This is a genomic window from Pseudomonas sp. DW-iso3 (genome assembly GCF_058725305.1).
The window spans coordinates 377372-394331 of the sequence record NZ_JBZXDZ010000006.1 but is presented as its reverse complement, the minus strand read 5'-3'; the positions used below and the strand labels follow the sequence as shown (position 1 = coordinate 394331).

Sequence of the window (16960 nt, the reverse complement as noted above, 5' to 3'; positions counted from 1 at the left end):
TTTCAGTCCTGCTTCAGCACCCAAAGCAGCTCGTGACGACGCACGGCCTTACGGAAAAACTCATTCTCGCCGTAAGGCGATGGACCACGACCAGCCAGCCATTGCTGCAACAGGCGACGCACCCGGCGCTTGAACGGCGCACGGGGCTGCAAGTCATGCATCATGCCCAGCGCCATGGCCTTGTCCTGCTGCTGGCTCTCGCTCAGCACCCGGCAATAAGGTTCAAGCACCTGGCCAGCATCGAACTGCGGCGGCAAAGCGACGCCAGCACCGGAATCACCCATGGGCCAACGGTCGTTATCGTGCAGATGGTTGGCGTAGCCAAGCAACGTGGTCGGTTGCCACTCAAGTCCCTGCAACGCCTGCACCACCGCGGTGTGGGCGCAGATATGGTCAGGGTGGGGGTCGAGCACTGGCGTGGGCAGTACAATCACCTCGGGACGCGCCTTGAGCAACACTGCCCGCAGGTCAGCGATCAGGTTATTCCAGGTCGGCGCACCGTCCACATCCCCCGGCAACGCCAGGGCATTGAACTGGCGGAACAGCCGCGTATCGTCCAACTGCGCTTCGCGCGATGCCTGGGGTTGGTCGGGGGCGTTACGCATGGCCGGCAGTTGCAGGCAGAAATACCCCAACTGCACGCAGTGCGCCTCGGGCACGCCGGCCCAGCGTGGCACGGCAATGCTGTCCCAGGCGCGCAGGCGCCCTTTGATCCGCGCCGCTTCAGCCTTGGGCAGGCCCATCTGCTGATAGTGCTCGGCCTCGATCTCACCGGCGGTCAGGGTCACGATCCAGCTTTCATCCGCCTGGCCGTACAGGCCGAAGGCGGCCAGTTCGGCATCGTCGGCATGAGGGGCGATCACCATCACGCGATGGCGCGCAGCATCGGGCTGGCGAAACACCCACAAGACCGGCTGGCCGATCACGCGGCAAAAACGCCCGCGCAGGCGCAGCTCACCCGCGGCCAATGCCTGCGCCGAGCCCGTGAGGTTCAGGTAACGCTTGCCGACCACACCGCGCTCGAACGCCTGGCGATCGTCCAGAAACTCAACCGCAGGATCAAAGAAACGCCCCCACAGGTTGCTTTTGAGCTGTACTTCGACGATCAGCGTTTCATCGCCAGCCAGCTCAAGCGGCGTATCTGCCAGCAACCTGCCGCCCTCCAGACGCAATCCGACCTGCTGGCCACTCGGCGCAAAACTGTATTGGTAGTCATCCTTGGGCGAATAAAACAGGTGGTCGGCAAACCAGGCTTCATGGGCCACCCACAGCAACACCGCCAGGATCAGCGGCAGCCACCAGGCCACCAGCACACCGGCCGCGATCAACAGCAGCAGGCCGATCAGCAGCGCAATGCGTTTATTGCGCCGGTGGCGCTTGAGCAGTTGCTGTTTGCGGCTCATAGGCTGAACACCGGCACCGGGTTGCACCAGCGCTCCTTGTACTCGCGGTCGGCACGCCCGAAGGAAAAACGCAGCGGCTTATCCACGGCCCGCGCCTGTTCCCAGGCGCTTTGCGTGTTGAGGAAGCTCAGCACGCTGCCAGGGCTGAACGCACGGGTTTCAGGATCAACACCGCCGTTGACGTACTCAATGCTGATCCACTCTGGCGACTCGACCCGGTACACCAACTGCACGGCAATCGGCGCATCGTTGAGAAACAGCACCGAGCCGATCAGGAACTCCTTGAGCAGCGCCAGCACCTCAGCCAGACGCTCGGCCCCCGTGGCCGGAAAGCCCCAGCGGCGCTGAAACAGATCGCAGTAGATTGCCGCCAGCTCGGTGCTGGAAAACTCGTTCACCGCCCGCACCACACCGCCTGCCTCTTCCAGCAGGCGCAATTCGCGGCGCTGGTTGTAGCGAAACTTCTTCGACAGGTCTTCGGGGGTACGCGCCATGGCCAATTGCTCGGCCTGGGGCTTGAGGGTGATGATGCGGCCCTGGTTCAGTGCTGACAGGTAGCGCCCGCGATGGCGCACCGGCAACTGCGCATCGGCAGCGATCGGCAGGATGATCTCGGCATTGCCCAGGTCAAACAGGCCTTTCTTGCCGCTGCGTTTGAGCACGTCCTTGGACAGGGCCAGGTCGCGCCCCCAGGTGGCAATCGCGCCCTTGAGTTCGCCGTCCTGCTCCCAGCCCAGGTAACGCACAGGAATCTGCGCCAGGCCCGCCAACCGCTCGACCACCTGCGGATGGGTCGCCACGCTGCCGCCAAACCGCTGCCAGGCCTGGGCGTAAACCTCGGCCTCGACAGGCGTCCAGCCACGCTCACGCCACGCCTGGAAGCGGTTCAGCATTTAGACCACGGCGTCATAAGGGTCCACGCCGTCCTTGACGACCAGGATGTCTTCCATGATCAGGTACTGCAGGTCGGAGCCGAAGAACATGTCCAGCGCGTCTTTCGGCGAGCAGATCATCGCTTCGCCACGACGGTTGAGCGAGGTGTTCAAGGACACACCGTTGCCGGTCAGCACTTCCAGCTCTTTCATCATGTCGTAGTAGCGCGGGTTGTACTCGCGCTTGAGCACCTGGGCGCGGGAGGTGCCATCTTCATGGACCACTTCCGGCACGCGGGTCTTCCACTCTTCCGCCACTTCAAAGGTGAAGGTCATGAACGGCGCCGGGTGATCGACCTTGATCATCTGCGGGGCCACGGTGTCGAGCATCGACGGGCAGAAAGGCCTCCAACGCTCGCGGAACTTGATCTGGTGGTTGATACGGTCAGCCACGCCGGTCGCACTCGGGCAACCGATGATCGAACGACCGCCGAGGGCACGCGGGCCGAACTCCATGCGACCCTGGAACCAGGCCACCGGATTGCCGTCGACCATGATCTTGGCGATGCGCTGGGGCATGTTTTCGATCTTGCGCCAGTTCGGTTTGCTTTCGTGCTTGGCGCACGCGGCAATCACATCTTCGTTGCTGTAGGACGGGCCGAGGTAGACGTGTTCCATCTTCTCCACCGGTACACCACGGGCGTGGGACACATAGGCCGCGGCACCGACAGCAGTGCCGGCATCGCCGGAGGCCGGCTGTACGAACAGCTCCTTCACGTCGTCGCGGGCAATGATCTTCTGGTTCAGCTTCACGTTCAGCGCGCAACCGCCGGCAAAGGCCAGCTTGCCGGTGTCTTTCAGGATGTCGCCCAGGTAGTGGTCGATCATCTGCAGGGCCAGCTTCTCGAACAGCGCCTGCATGCTCGCGGCGTAGTGGATGTAAGGTTCGTCGGCGATATCGCCTTCGCGCTTCGGACCCAGCCACTCGATCAGTTTTGGCGAGAAGTAGAAACCCTTGCCCTTCTCTTTGTAACGACGCAGGCCGATCACGTTGGCGTAGTCGGTGTTGATCACCAACTCGCCGTTTTCAAAGGAGGCCAGGCGCGAGAAGTCGTACTTGCTGGCATCGCCGTACGGGGCCATGCCCATGACCTTGAACTCGCCGTCAAGCATCTCGAAACCGAGGAATTCGGTGATTGCGCCGTACAGGCCGCCGAGGGAGTCCGGATCGTAGAATTCCTTGATCTTGTGGATCTTGCCGTTTTCGCCGTAGCCGAAGAACGTGGTGGCGTACTCACCTTTACCGTCGATGCCGAGGATCGCGGTTTTCTCCTGGAAGCCGGAGCAGTGGTAGGCGCTGGAAGCGTGGGCCAGGTGGTGTTCAACCGGCTCGATCTTGATTTTCTTCGGATCGAAGCCCAGTTGCTCCAGGCACCAGACGATCTTGTTGCGATAGCGCTTGTAGCGACGGTTGCCCATCAGGATCGCGTCAAGGGCGCGGTCCGGGGCGTACCAGTAACGCTTGGCGTAGTGCCAGCGCGCCTCGCCGAACAGGCTGATCGGGGCGAACGGGATCGCCACCACGTCAACGTCGGAAGGCTTGATGCCGGCCTGCTCCAGGCAGAACTTCGCCGATTCGTAGGGCATGCGGTTCTTTGCATGTTTGTCGCGTACGAAGCGCTCTTCTTCGGCGGCCGCGATCAGCTTGCCGTCGATGTACAAGGCTGCGGAAGGATCATGGCTAAGGGCGCCGGACAGGCCAAGAATCGTCAATGCCACAGGGGTCTAGCCTCTTTTAGTCTGCATACAGGCGGGGTGCGCCTGAAAAAAGTGTGCTTCCCGCCTGGGCAGGAAACAGCTAAAGGGCGGGATTATAGCGTAAAAGCAGCAGGAAACTGTTAGCGGCAAGCGGCTAGCGAAGCTCAATACTGCCGTCGGCACTCTGCCGGTAGACGGTATAGGGCAAGAAGAGTGTATCCAGGACAGCGGATACAGCCACATCGAGATAAGGCCATGGAACATCGTTCAAGGAAAGCCCACTTCCTGAGCTGGGGGGTGCATGCAGCACGCACAAATCATAAGACACGCCGCTGTAGACACGCGGAACCGACTGGCAGTAGGTTTTTTTCGCTTTGAGCGACTGGACCGTGACACGGTCTTCACGCAGCACCGTGGTCATTGTGCCGCAACCGGCCACTATCAAACATACACCCAGCAATGCCAATAACCCTGCAACGTTAGGTTTCATAAGTCGCTCATCCTGTAGAGGGACCAAAAACCTACCATCGCACACCGCCCTTCACAGCCTCCCGACAACGTTAATATGCGTAGGAACCTTCCCATATCCCTGACGTGTCAGAAATTCGGTAAACGAGGGAGGTAGCCGTTAAACTCGCGCTTTTTTTTGCGCCTACGCCACTTACTGACGCGTTGCGCCACGGACCCGGCCTTTCCATGAACACAACCGCCCCCACTCGCCTTGCCCTGTTACTGCTGGGCCTGTGCTCCAGCGCACTGGCCGATGACGGCTCGTTGACCCTCGACCCCAGCGTCGTCACCGGTTCGCGCAGCGCCAGCCCGACGTTCGACCTGCCTTACTCGGTGGACGGCGTCAGCCGCGAACAAATCAGTGACGGCCAGCTCGGCATCAACGCCTCCGAAGCCCTGTCCCGCGTGCCCGGCCTGGTCGTGCAGAACCGCCAGAACTATGCCCAGGACCTGCAGATCTCCTCCCGTGGCTTCGGCGCCCGTTCGGCATTCGGCGTGCGCGGTATCAAGCTGATTGCCGACGGTATTCCCGCCAGCACCCCGGACGGCCAGGGTCAGGCGGCCACGTTCAACCTCGATACAGCCGAACGCATTGAAGTGCTGCGCGGCCCTGCCGCCACTCTGTATGGCAGCAATGCCGGCGGCGTGATCCAGATGTTCTCCCGCGACGGCGAAGGCCCACCGCGCATCGGCGCCGAAACCCTGGTGGGCAGCGACGGACTGAACAAAAACCACCTGACTGCTGAAGGCGCCGCCAACGGTGCCGGCTTCGTGCTCGACGCCTCGCGCATGGACACCAATGGTTACCGCGACCACAGCAGTGCGCGACGCGACCAGACCTTTGCCAAGCTCAACTTCCAGCCGGATGACGACAGCAAACTCGCCCTGATTTACAGCAGCCTGGAACAGAACGGCACGCAGGACCCACTCGGCCAGACTTGGGCAGGGTATAAGGCCGATCCGCGTTCGGTAAGTGCCAATGCACTGACCTACAACACGCGAAAAAGTATCGACCATCAGCAATTGGGCATGAATTACGAGCGCTACCTCGGCGATGCGACGTTGCAGGTGAATGCGTATACGGGGCGGCGGAGTGTGATTCAGTATCTGTCGATCCCTGACAAGTTCGCCAGCGGCGTGACCAACCCTGCCAATGCGCGCGGCGGAGTGGTGGCGTTCGACCGGAAGTTCTACGGCGGTTCCGTCCACTGGTTGCAACCTATCACCAGCGTTCCGGGCAACCTGACCCTGATCGCCGGCGTCGACTACGACCGCAGCCAGGACGATCGCCAAGGCTATTCCAACACCGTCAATGGCGTTCACGGCGTAAAAGGCGCTCTTGGCCGTGACGAAATCGACACCGCCACCAGCCTTGACCCATTCGTGCAAGCCAACTGGTTACTCGGTGACTGGACGCTGCAAGCAGGCCTACGCCACAGCACCATGGAAATGAAAGTAAACGACCACTTCCTCAGCGACGGCAACGACAGCGGCAGCAAGACTTACCAGAAGAACACACCGTCAGTCAGCATCATGTACGCCTTCACACCTGACTTGCATGGCTACGTCAGCGCTGGCAAAGGCTTTGAAACCCCGACGCAAGCTGAATCGGCATATTCCGGCAACTCAAACGGCTTCAACTTCGCGCTCAAGCCTTCGGTCAGCACGCAGTATGAGGTGGGCCTGAAAGCACGCGTAGGCCAGGACACACGCATCAACGCCGCCGTATTCCAGATCACGACCGAAGACGAGTTGGTGGTACAGCAATCCAGCGGCGGCCGTACGACTTATCAAAACGCCGGCCGCACCCTGCGCCGCGGCTTTGAATTGGGCATCGAAAGCCAACTCAGCGACCACTGGACCACCAACCTCGCCTACACCCGCCTGCAAGCCACCTACGACAGCGACTTCGTCAGCGGCGGCAGCACCGCTGTCGACAAGGGCAACTACCTGCCCGGCGTGCCGCAAACCACGCTGTTCGCCGAGCTGAACTGGAAACCCCGGGACTGGGTCAGCACCGCCATCGAAGGCCTGTACCGCAGCAAGGTCTATGTCGAAGACACCAACAGCCAACGTGCCGCGCCGGCCTACAGCGTCTTTAACTGGCGCGCACGTTTTGAGCAGAAAGTCGAACACTGGACCTTCCACCAGACCCTGCGTCTGGACAACTTGCTCGACCGCCAGTACGTCGGCTCGGTGATCGTCGGCGATGGCAACAACCGATACTACGAAGCCGCTCCTGGCCGCTCGTGGTACGCCGGTGCTGGTGCCGAGTACCAGTTCTAAAACCACCACAAGGCTCATGTGGGAGCTGGCTTGCCTGCGAATGCGTTAGGTCAGCAACACATGTACTAACTGACACACCCTATTCGCGGGCAAGCCCGCTCCCACATTTTGACCGCGATCAGACCTGAGCTGGCAAGCGCTGATCGATGAGTTTGTACAACGCACTCTCCGACGGCCAGTTACGCATAAACCGCGCACGATCCTTGGCATACGCTGAGGCAAAGCTGGCGTCGGAGGCGTGTTGGCACATGGCATCCAGGTCGATCAGCGACCAGCGATCCTCGTCCCAGAACAGGTTATGCCCCTTGAAATCGCCATGGCTGATGCGCTCGCGGATCAGTTCAGCGAACAGGTGATCCAGCGCCTGCAGTTCGCTTTCCGGGGCGTCACCGTTTTCAACGTACGGCGCGAAGCGTTCGATGATGTCCGGCCCCGGCAGGTACTCGGTGATCAGGTACGCACGGCTACGCAGCCAGAAGAAGCGTTTTTCCAGCACCGCCAGCGGCTTGGGCGTGGCAATACCGAGGAACGCCAGGCGGTTGCCTTCACGCCAGGAATGCCAGGCGCGGCTCGGACGCCAGAAGCGCTTGAGCCAATGCGCAAAGCCCTTGATGTTGTAGCGCTTGATCACCAACTGCCGGCCAGCCACGTCGACCTTGGCCACGCTGGCGGCACCACCGGTTTTATACAGGTGGCCCTTATCCAGCAGCGAATCGGCCTGCTCCAGCACCGGCAGCATGGCACGCTCTTCTTCGCGGCGAATGGCGCGCAAGGCAAAAGCGCCACGTACCACGCTGAACAACGTGCACTCGCGGCCGACCTTGTTCAAAAAGTCCTTGAGGCGCCAGGCGCTGACCTTGCGCACCTGCTTCTCCAAGGCTTCCAACGGCAGGGCGTGTTCGCCATTGCTCAGCAGGTAGTACACCAGCAGTTCTTCGGTGAACGGTTCGAGATTTTTCGGCAACTGGGCGAAAAACACCCCGAGGTTTTCCAGCACGCGGCTGCGCGACAACGGCTTGCCAGCCTCTTCGACGCGAATGCCGGCGCCATCGATCAAGTACAGCTTGCCGTCCTTGCGCAGCAGGTTGTCCAGGTGCAGGTCTTCCTGCCACAGGCCTTGGGTGTGCATCTGCGCAATCGCGCCCAGCGCTTGGGCGAGCACCGCGGTTTGCTCATCGGCCAGCGGCGGCAAGTGTTCGACAGCCTGCCAGGCATCGGCCAAGCTTTCGGCGCCCTCGATGAATTCGAATAGCAACCAGCCGCCCTCGCCTTCCTGCAAGCCGTCCGCCAGCAACAACGGTGTGGTCAGCCCCTGCTCGGCCAACAGGCGCACGCCGCTGAGCTCACGCTGAAAGTGCCGTGCTGCCTTGCTGCCCACCAGTAACTTGGCCAACACCGGACGGCCACGCCAGACGGCCGCACCCACATAGCGCTCGCCTGGCAACACGCGCAACAGGCTCAGCAGTTGCAACTGACCAGGGCCCGCCGCATCGGCCAGTTCGAGGGCCAGGGGCAAGTCCGGGGTACGGCCGGCGGTTTTCAGCTCGGACAAACGCATCAACGGTTTTCCTTGTGGCTGCGGCGGGCGGTCAACTTCTGCAACCAGGTGCCGACCAGCGCGCTGTCTTCCGACTGGTCGAGATAGGCGGCCAGCAATTGGCGCACTTGCTCATCAGACCACTGCGGCGCACGACGCAACAGCGGCTCCAGATCCTTGACCCGATCACGCCAGCCGAACAGCAACGGGCGGGTTTTCTCCAGGTCGATCAACTGCGCGGCATACCCGTCGCCGGTGGCCTGCAGGAAAATATGCTTGGGATAGAAACAGCCATGCACTTGGCCAACGCTGTGCAACCGACGAGCAAGCTGACCGCAAGCCAGCAGGATCGCACGGTGCTGGGCGTCGCTCAGTTGCGCCCATTGTTCCAGCAACGAATCCAAGTCATTCCAGCCGTCCAGGGCGCGGGTGAGCAGCATCGCGCGGTGTTCGCCATCGACTTTGCGCTCGCCGTAGAACGCCGCTTGCAAGGCCGGAATGCCAAGCTTGCGGTAACGGCTGATATTGCGGAATTCACGCGAGAAACTCGGCTCGCCAAAAGGACGGTGCAAGCTGCGCGTCAGGTAATTGCTCTGGCGCTTGAGGTAGTAACCCTGGCCATCGAGTTCAAGGCGAAACACGCTGCTCCAACCTCCGCGACTGGTATTGGGTTCATCCACCGCGTCCAGTTGTTTGGCCCACAAGGCGTCGAACGTCGATAGGCCGTGGCGCTCCAGCAGCGCACGGTCTTCAACCGCCAGGAAATCACTCATTCGCGTCCCTCGAAAAACTTCACCACGTGGCGAATCCGCTCTTTATCCGATGCACTCAGGTGCCGGCACTGACGGTACTGTATGTAGAACCGCAGGCGCTGGGTGGCAGACAGGTGATACTTGGCCACCTTGTCCAGGCACGCCAGGTCTTTGGTGATGCGGTACTTGAGCCAGAACCCGCGCCAGAAATCACCATTGGGGCAATCGATCAGGTACAGGGTGGCCTGATCATCGATCAGCAGGTTGCGCCACTTCAAATCGTTATGGGTAAAGCGATGTTCGTGCATGGTGCGCGTGTACTCGGCGAGTTGGCGACTCACCGCGTTGACCCACTTCGGGTCGTGCAGGCGCGCATCATTGCGCTCGGCCAGTACCGAAAGGTCTTCGGTCTTCGGCAACTCGCGGGTGATCATCGCCCCACGGTCGTAGGCCAGGCCTTTGCGCTCCAGCCCCCAGGCGACCACATCGGCGGTGGGTATGCCCCATTTGGCGAATCGCTTGAGGTTCTGCCATTCGGACTTGACCCGAGGCTTGCCCAGGTAACGCCGCAACCCCTTGCCAGCACCGGTGTAGCGCTTGACGTAGTAATTGACCCCGCCCCGCTCCACACGGATCACTTCCGACAGCGGATCACGGGTCAGCCGCTCGCCCTGCAGGGCGAACACCGCTTCGAGGCTGCCAAAATCATCCGCCAGGTGGGCGTAAACCGGTTCCAGGTTCCAACCCGCCATCAGATTGCATCCCCGAGGCGCTGTTTGCGTGCATACAGCTTGTCGGCCTTGCGTTGCATCAGGCTCAACGACGCCGAGTGCTCGGCCAGGATCTGGCGCAGCGGCTGGCGGAAGTAACCCTTGAGAAAGCGCAGTTTGTCGCGACGGGTCAGGCCGATTTCCAGCGCCGAGTAATACAGCGCGGAGAGGTCCTTGTCGCGCCAGCGCAACGGCAAGTGCGCACGCAGTTGGGCGCGGTGCAGGTCGATCACCGACAGCTTGATGTTCTTCGCATCGATGGGTTTGGCAGTGTCCAGCAGGAAGTGGCACAGGTAGCAGTCGCGGTGGTTCACGCCACCACGGTGCATGTCGCCGACCATGCGAGCAAGCTCCGCCGTGAGGGCGTGACGCAGCGCAGGCGCCGGAGGCTCGGCAACCCAATTGATAGTCACATCTTCCAGGCTGAGGGTCGGCGCCAGCTCTTCGGTGATGATGAACGAGTGCTGGTCTGCCGGGTTGCTGCCCTTTTCGCCGAAGGCGACGCCGGTCATGGTTGGCACGCCGAGTTCCTGCAGGCGATGAATCGCCGCCCACTCAAGGCCCGCGCCCAGCACCGGCAGCTTGGCGGTGATCAGGTTCTTGAAGATCTCGCCCCAGCCGATGCCACGGTGGATCTTGACGAAATACGGACGGCCATCCACCACGGTACGCAGGGTGCGACGCGCCGCCAGCTCACGGAATACTTCGCCTTGCAGTTTCTCGACTTCGGCAAAGGCATCAAGCCCGGCCCATAACGTCTTGAACGGTTCGGCAAGAATCAACTTCATCGTTTTGGCTCCGCCAGGATCACATCCGCAGCGTGCTGCGGCATGCTGTAAAGGTCGGCCGTCTCAGCGAAGGCCAAACCATTGCGGCTCCAGGCCGCGCGCTGTGCAGTGTCGGTGAGCATCTTCGCCAGGTACGTGTTGAGCTGCGTTTGTTCAAACGGCTCATCCAGCACCAGGCCGCTGTCAGCTTCAGCGATGTAGTGAGCATACCCACACACGGCCGAGACCAACACCGGCAGCCCGGCCACCAGGGCCTCAAGCAATACGGTGCCGGTATTTTCGTTGTACGCCGGATGGATCAACAGGTCGGCGCCCAGCAGGAAACGCGGGATATCGCTGCGGCCCTTGAGAAACTGCACATTGTCCCCCAGCCCCAGCGTCGCGCTTTGCAGTTGGAATACCTTGGGGTCGTCCTGGCCGATTACAAACAGGCGCGTGCGTTTTTTCAGCTCAGACGGCAATGCGGCCACGGCCTTGAGGCTGCGGTCGACGCCCTTGGTCTTGAAGCCCGAGCCGATTTGCACCAGCAGCAAATCGTCATCGCCCAGGTTGAACTCCTGGCGGAAACCCTCGCGAATCTCGGCGGCATTCGGCGGTGCGCGGCGGTCCTGGGCAATGCCCGGCGGCAGCAGGTGGAAGCGTTCCAGCGGCGTGTCGTAATGCTTGATGAACAACGGCTGCTGCACTTCGGAGATCATCAGGACTTCAGTCTTGGCGTCCTTGGCGAACACTGCACGCTCGTAGTCGGCAAAGTGCTTGTAGCGACCAAAATAGCGGTACAGCGAGTGGCGCAGGTTCTGTGCCTTGTCTTCAAAGCAGCCGTCGGCGGCGTAGTACACATCCAGGCCGGGCATTTTGTTGAAGCCGATCAGACGGTCCACGGGGCGCTTGGCCAGGTCGGCCTCCATCCATGCGCTGAGTTTCTCATTGCGCCGATGGTTGAAGAACGCCTTGACCGGCGCCACCAGCACTTCGAAACCGGGCGGGATGTCGCCCTCCCAGATCAGCGTATAGACACGAATCTGGTGGCCGCGCTGCTGGCACTCCAGGGCGATGCGCATGAAGTCGCGCTGCAGGCCACCGAAGGGGAAATACTTGTACAGCACAAAAGCCAGTTGCATCAGTGCAGCTCCTCAGCCAATAACAACGTGCTCAGTCGGCTTGCCACACGCTCAGGGTTCAGGCGCGTGAAGCACAGGGGCGACTCGCGCTTGATGTCGAACCGACGCAGGTCGTCGGCCGTCGGTTGATAGGTACATTGCTTTTGCAGGCACGGCGCGCAGGGGAAGTCGCTGGCCAGGTGAATCTGGCCCTTGCCATAGGCGCCGGTGAGGCCGGGGTTAGTCGGGCCGAACAGGGAAATGGTCGGTACATCCAGCGCGGCGGCCAGGTGGCCGAGACCAGTGTCCACCGCCACGCAGGCGCGGGCGCTGGCCAGTACGCGAGCGACGCCGGCCAGGTTCAATTTGGGCAGCACTTCGGCATGTTGCAGGCCTTGGGCCAGGCGTTCGGCGCGGGCTTTTTCGGCGGCGTTGCCCCAAGGCAATTTGACCTCCACACCCAGGCGCCCCATGCGCTCGGCCAGCTCGCGCCAGTAGGCTTCGGGCCAGTGCTTGGTGTCCCAGGTGGTGCCGTGCAGCAGCAGCACAAAAGGTTTCTTCGGCGGCAGGCCCAGGAGCTTTTCAGTGCTCAGGCCGTAGTCACCCAGACCTTTGGGCAAGTCATAACCGAGCGCCACGGCGAATAACTGGCGCAGACGCTCCACCGCGTGTTGCCCACGCGCCACGGCGAGGCGTCGGGAGTAGAAACGTGCAGCCATCGGCTCGCGCGCGGAATTCTTGTCGAAACCGGCGATTGGCGCGCGCACGTAACGGGTCAGCCAGGCGCTTTTCAGCAGGCCCTGGGCATCGATCACCAAGTCATATTTGGTCGACTGGACTTGCTGCTTGAAACGCCGCCATTCGCCACTTTTGATGGTCTGCCAGATGTTCTTGCGCCAGCGGCGGATCGCTACCGGGATCACTTTGTCCACCGCAGGGTGCCAAGTGGGAATCTCGGCGAAGCCTTCTTCCACCACCCAGTCGAATCGAATGCCCGGGATCGCCCGCGCTGCATCGGTCAGGGCCGGCAAGGCATGAATCACGTCGCCCAGGGATGAGGTCTTGATTACCAGTACGCGCAAACTATCGGACCTCGACCGCAGAGCCCTGCAACCGCTGCAAGGCTTCGTTCACCGGCTGCGGCAGCAACTGGCGCATGCAGTTGTAGTGACCAAAACGGCAGGTGCGATCAAAACACGGGCTGCATTCCAGGCCCAGGCGCACCACTTCGACCTTGTCGGCCAACGGCGGGGTGAAACCCGGCGATGTGGAGCCGTACACCGCCACCAGCGGGCGGTTCAGCGCGGCGGCGACGTGCATCAGGCCGGAGTCGTTGGACACCACCGAATCGGCGCAGGACAGCAGGTCGATGGCTTCGGCCAGGGACGTGTCACCACTGAGGTTGACCGCCTCTTCACGCAGGCCAGGAATCAGGCGCTGGCGAATGTCCTCACCCACCGGATGGTCCTTCTTCGAACCAAACAGCCAGACCTGCCAGCCTTCACGGATCTTGGCTTCGGCGACCTTGGCGTAGTGCTCCGACGGCCAGCGCTTGGACTCGCCAAATTCGGCCCCAGGGCACAGCGCCAGGACCGGACGGTCCAGCGCCAGGCCGAACTTGGCCAGGGCGGCATCACGGCTCACGGGGTCAATCTGCAGGCTCGGACGCGGATACGGCGTGGGCAACTCGGCCCCCGGCTCGTAAGCCAGGGCCATGAAGCGCTCGATCATCAGCGGGTAGCGGGCCTTGTCCAGCGTACGCACGTCGTTGAGCAGCACGTAGCGGAACTCGCCACGCCAGCCGGTGCGCTTGGGAATACCGGCGAAATACGGCACCAACGCCGATTTGAGTGAGTTGGGCAACAGGATCGCCTGGTCGTATTCGCCCGCCAGGGATTTACCGATACGACGGCGGGTCGCCAGCTCCAGGGCGCCATGGCCGAGCGGGAAGCTCAAGGCCATGCGCACTTCGGGCATGCGTTCGAGGATCGGCCGACTCCACTCAGGGGCGAGCACGTCAATCTGGCAGTCCGGGTAGCGCATGCGCAGACACTGAAACAGTGTCTGCGCCATCACCATGTCACCGACCCAACTGGGCCCAACGATCAGAATATTCATGTAGTTTCCACAAACGATGCGGGGAGGCTTATGCCTCCCCGCCCTAATAGTGTTTCAGCTCAACCCCAGCTCCTGCCAGATACGCATCACCTGGCGCCGTTCGTCGGCGAACTGATCCCCGGCCACCGTACCGGCCTCATTTTGCAAGGCCTGGCGATGCGCAGCCGAACGGTAGGCCTTATACACCTCGCGCAGCAGATGGGCATCGGCGGCGGGCATCAAACCCACCTGCTCCAGGCCTTCCAGAATGCGGATATTGTCGGTATAGCGCAGCAACGATGGATGTTGCGCAGACCACGCCAAAGCCGCGTATTGCACCATAAATTCAATATCGACGATACCTCCGGCGTCCTGCTTGAGGTCGAACGCCGCCGTGGCCTCAAAGGCATTGGCGCCGGTGCCGGCCGCCGTGGTCTTGGTGCCCAGGTTGTCACGCATCTTGGCGCGCATCTCGCTGACCTCCTGGCGCAGCTTCGTCAGGTCCCGCGCCTGCCCCAACACGTTAGCCCGTACCTGCTCGAATGCCTGACCCACATCCTGGCTGCCGACCAGCACCCGAGCGCGGATCAAGGCCTGATGCTCCCAAGTCCAGGCTTCATTTTGTTGATAACGGGCAAATGCGCCCAGCGAACTGACCAACAGCCCGGACGCGCCGGAAGGTCGCAGCCGCATATCCACCTCATACAGCTGGCCGGAGTTGGTCTGCGTGGTCAGCAGATGGATGATGCGCTGGCCCAGGCGTGTGAAAAACTGCGCACCGTCGATCGGCTTGGCGCCATCGGTTTCCGCCTGCGGATCGCCATCGTGGATAAACACCAAATCCAGGTCCGAACCATGACCCAGTTCGATCCCACCGACTTTCCCATAACCGACAATGATGAACCCAGGATCGCACAGGGTGCCGTCCAAGCGCTGCGGCGAGCCGTGGCGCGCGACAGTCTGGCGCCAGGCCAGGGCCAGCACTTGTTCAAGGATCGCCTCGGCGAGCCAGGTGAGGTAGTCACTGACTTTCATCAGCGGCAGGCTGCCGGCGATTTCCGAGGCGGCCACGCGCAGGCGGTGGGCCAGCTTGAAGTGACGCAGGGCTTCCATTTGTTGCTCAAGGTCGTCTTCGGGAATGCGCGTCAAACGCTCACGCAGTTCGGCGGCCAACTCGGGCGCCAGCGGCGGCTTGAACAGACGGCCTTCGTTGAGCAACTCGTCGAGCAGCAGCGGGAAACGCGTGATCTGCTCGGCGATCCACGGGCTGGCGGCGCACAGGGTCAACAGCCGACGCAGGGCGTCGGGGTTTTCCGTGAGCAGCACCAGGTAAGCGGAGCGCCGGGCGACGGCTTCGACCAATGGCAGCACGCGCTCCAGCACCAAGTCCGGGTTGGCGTGTTCGACCGCTTGGGCCAGCAGGCGCGGAATGAACGCATCCAGCCGCTCACGCCCCAAACGCTGCATGGCACGCAGTTGCGGGCTGTTGCGCAGGCCGGCCAACGCCTTGAGGGCCTTGGTTGCGTCGGCAAAACCACCTTCGGCCAATTGGCGGCAGGCAGCCTCTTCATCTTGGGATTCTTCCCACAGCGGCAACCACTCACCACCCACGACCAATTCGCTTTCTTCGCCCTCTTCTTCGTCAGGATCAGCGATCACTTGGCGGAAATGCCAGTCCACCCGACCGCGCCAATACATCAGGCGCTCGTGGAACGAGGCCCAGTCGGCAAAGCCCAGCATAAAGGCAATGCGCGCCTGGTCTTCCGGGCTGTCCGGAAGCATTTGCGTCTGCCGGTCGGCAATCGCCTGGATCGCGTGCTCGGTGTAACGCAGGAATTCGTAGCCATTGCGCAATTCGGCGATCACCGCCGGCGGCAGGTAGCCCTGGCCTTCCAGGGTGCCGAGCACCTTGAGTAAGGGTCGCTGCTGCAAGCTCAAGTCACGACCGCCGTGGATCAGCTGGAAGGCCTGGGCGATGAACTCCACTTCGCGGATGCCGCCCGAACCCAGCTTGATGTTGTCGGCCATGCCTTTGCGCCGCACCTCCTGCTGGATCAACTGCTTCATGGTGCGCAGCGCTTCGATGGCGGAGAAGTCCAGATAGCGGCGATAAACGAAGGGTCGCAACATTTCCAGCAACTGCGCACCGGCAACCTGGTCGCCCGCGACGACGCGCGCCTTGATCATGGCGTAGCGTTCCCAGTCACGGCCCTGGTCTTGGTAATACTGCTCCAGCGCGTTGAAGCTGAGCACCAGCGCACCGGCCGAACCGTAAGGGCGCAGGCGCATATCGACGCGGAACACGAAACCGTCGACGGTCATCGGGTCGAGGGCCTTGATCAGTTTTTGACCAAGACGGATAAAAAACTCCTGGTTATCCAGGGCGCGCTTGACGCCAACGGTCTCGCCACCCTCGGGGTAGGCGAAGATCAGGTCGATATCCGACGACAGGTTCAACTCGACCGCGCCGAGCTTGCCCATGCCGAGGATCACCATCTGCTGCGGCTCGCCGCTGCGCCGACCAGTGGGCGTGCCGAACTGGACGCAGTGACGCTGGTACAGCCACTGGTAGGCCTGGTCGATGCTGGCGTCAGCCATGTCGGAGAGGTCGCGGCAGGTCTGCACCAGGTCCGCCTGGCGAGTCAGGTCGCGCCAGATGATGCGCACTTGCTGGCGCGTACGCTGACGACGCAGCACGCGGCCCAACTCGTCTTCTGTTTCGGCTTGTTGCACCGCACCAGCGATCTGACCGCACAACTCACCGGGCGCAAAACCACGGTCCAACTCGCCCCAGGCCACCAGCTCCAACAACATCAAAGGGTCACGAACACTCTGTTCAATGACGAAATCACTGGCCGCGCACACGCGGGCGAAGTCGGCCCACCGTTGCGGCGTCCACGCAGAAAGTCCATGATCGTCGTCCAGCGCGGCCACTGCGTCACGAAATGACTGCTCGGCCCGCTGGGCTTTTGGCAAGAGAATGGCTGGCAGTTCGGCCAGTGTTGGAAGGCTCATGGTCTATCCTTGATCGGCGCGTAAAGGGCGTGTAGGTGTGAACGTAAGAACCACGCTCTATGAAGGACTGTC

The 16960-nt window shown here is 62.0% G+C and carries 13 protein-coding genes; 1 reads left to right on the top strand and 12 read right to left on the bottom strand.

Features of this window, described 5'->3' with window-relative positions:
• Nucleotides 1-2 precede the first annotated feature (2 nt).
• The 4 genes from AC4PS7_RS19675 to AC4PS7_RS19660 form a co-directional block, all read right to left on the bottom strand.
• A complete protein-coding gene (locus AC4PS7_RS19675) occupies nt 3-1403 on the bottom strand; it encodes a PIG-L deacetylase family protein (protein WP_042571380.1) in 1401 nt (466 codons plus the stop codon).
• The gene (locus tag AC4PS7_RS19670; RefSeq protein WP_044286540.1) at nt 1400-2296 is read right to left on the bottom strand and encodes an antimicrobial resistance protein Mig-14; all 897 of its coding nucleotides are present in this window, start codon (nt 2294-2296) and stop codon (nt 1400-1402) included. The genes AC4PS7_RS19675 and AC4PS7_RS19670 overlap by 4 nt, the downstream gene beginning before the upstream one ends.
• Complete coding sequence (locus AC4PS7_RS19665; RefSeq protein ID WP_010213673.1) at nt 2297-4054, bottom strand: carbamoyltransferase family protein; 1758 nt, start codon at nt 4052-4054, stop codon at nt 2297-2299.
• Nucleotides 4055-4187: 133 nt separating this feature from the next.
• On the bottom strand, nt 4188-4523 hold the full coding sequence (locus AC4PS7_RS19660) for a YceK/YidQ family lipoprotein (RefSeq protein ID WP_010213675.1): 336 nt from the start codon (nt 4521-4523) through the stop codon (nt 4188-4190).
• A 206-nt stretch (nt 4524-4729) separates the two neighbouring features.
• Between AC4PS7_RS19660 and AC4PS7_RS19655 the strand changes: the two genes are divergently transcribed.
• Nucleotides 4730-6829 carry a TonB-dependent receptor family protein gene (locus AC4PS7_RS19655; protein WP_021493258.1) on the top strand — a complete coding sequence of 700 codons (2100 nt, stop codon included), beginning with the start codon at nt 4730-4732 and terminating at the stop codon, nt 6827-6829.
• 118 nt (nt 6830-6947) lie between these two features.
• On the opposite strand, the gene AC4PS7_RS19650 is transcribed toward AC4PS7_RS19655, so the two are convergent.
• Genes AC4PS7_RS19650 through glnE form a run of 8 tightly spaced genes read right to left on the bottom strand, consistent with a single transcriptional unit; the run spans nt 6948 to nt 16888 of the window.
• Complete coding sequence (locus AC4PS7_RS19650; RefSeq protein ID WP_044286538.1) at nt 6948-8387, bottom strand: lipopolysaccharide kinase InaA family protein; 1440 nt, start codon at nt 8385-8387, stop codon at nt 6948-6950.
• Nucleotides 8387-9139, bottom strand: coding sequence for a lipopolysaccharide kinase InaA family protein (locus tag AC4PS7_RS19645; protein ID WP_042571376.1), 753 nt, complete (start codon nt 9137-9139; stop codon nt 8387-8389). Before AC4PS7_RS19645 ends, AC4PS7_RS19650 begins: the two co-directional genes overlap by 1 nt.
• Complete coding sequence (locus AC4PS7_RS19640) at nt 9136-9870, bottom strand: lipopolysaccharide kinase InaA family protein (RefSeq protein WP_010213681.1); 735 nt, start codon at nt 9868-9870, stop codon at nt 9136-9138. The genes AC4PS7_RS19645 and AC4PS7_RS19640 overlap by 4 nt, the downstream gene beginning before the upstream one ends.
• Nucleotides 9870-10676 carry a lipopolysaccharide core heptose(I) kinase RfaP gene (gene rfaP, locus AC4PS7_RS19635; RefSeq protein WP_010213682.1) on the bottom strand — a complete coding sequence of 269 codons (807 nt, stop codon included), beginning with the start codon at nt 10674-10676 and terminating at the stop codon, nt 9870-9872. Before rfaP ends, AC4PS7_RS19640 begins: the two co-directional genes overlap by 1 nt.
• Nucleotides 10673-11797 (bottom strand): glycosyltransferase family 4 protein, encoded by a 1125-nt coding sequence (locus AC4PS7_RS19630; protein WP_010213684.1) that lies wholly within the window; start codon nt 11795-11797, stop codon nt 10673-10675. Before AC4PS7_RS19630 ends, rfaP begins: the two co-directional genes overlap by 4 nt.
• Nucleotides 11797-12858, bottom strand: a complete 1062-nt coding sequence (gene waaC / locus AC4PS7_RS19625; RefSeq protein WP_042571374.1) for a lipopolysaccharide heptosyltransferase I — start codon at nt 12856-12858, stop codon at nt 11797-11799. The genes AC4PS7_RS19630 and waaC overlap by 1 nt, the downstream gene beginning before the upstream one ends.
• Nucleotide 12859: 1 nt before the next feature.
• Nucleotides 12860-13894 (bottom strand): lipopolysaccharide heptosyltransferase II, encoded by a 1035-nt coding sequence (waaF, locus tag AC4PS7_RS19620; protein ID WP_492179701.1) that lies wholly within the window; start codon nt 13892-13894, stop codon nt 12860-12862.
• A gap of 54 nt (nt 13895-13948) precedes the next feature.
• Nucleotides 13949-16888 (bottom strand): bifunctional [glutamate--ammonia ligase]-adenylyl-L-tyrosine phosphorylase/[glutamate--ammonia-ligase] adenylyltransferase, encoded by a 2940-nt coding sequence (gene glnE, locus AC4PS7_RS19615; RefSeq protein WP_010213688.1) that lies wholly within the window; start codon nt 16886-16888, stop codon nt 13949-13951.
• Between the last annotated feature and the right edge of the window lie 72 nt (nt 16889-16960).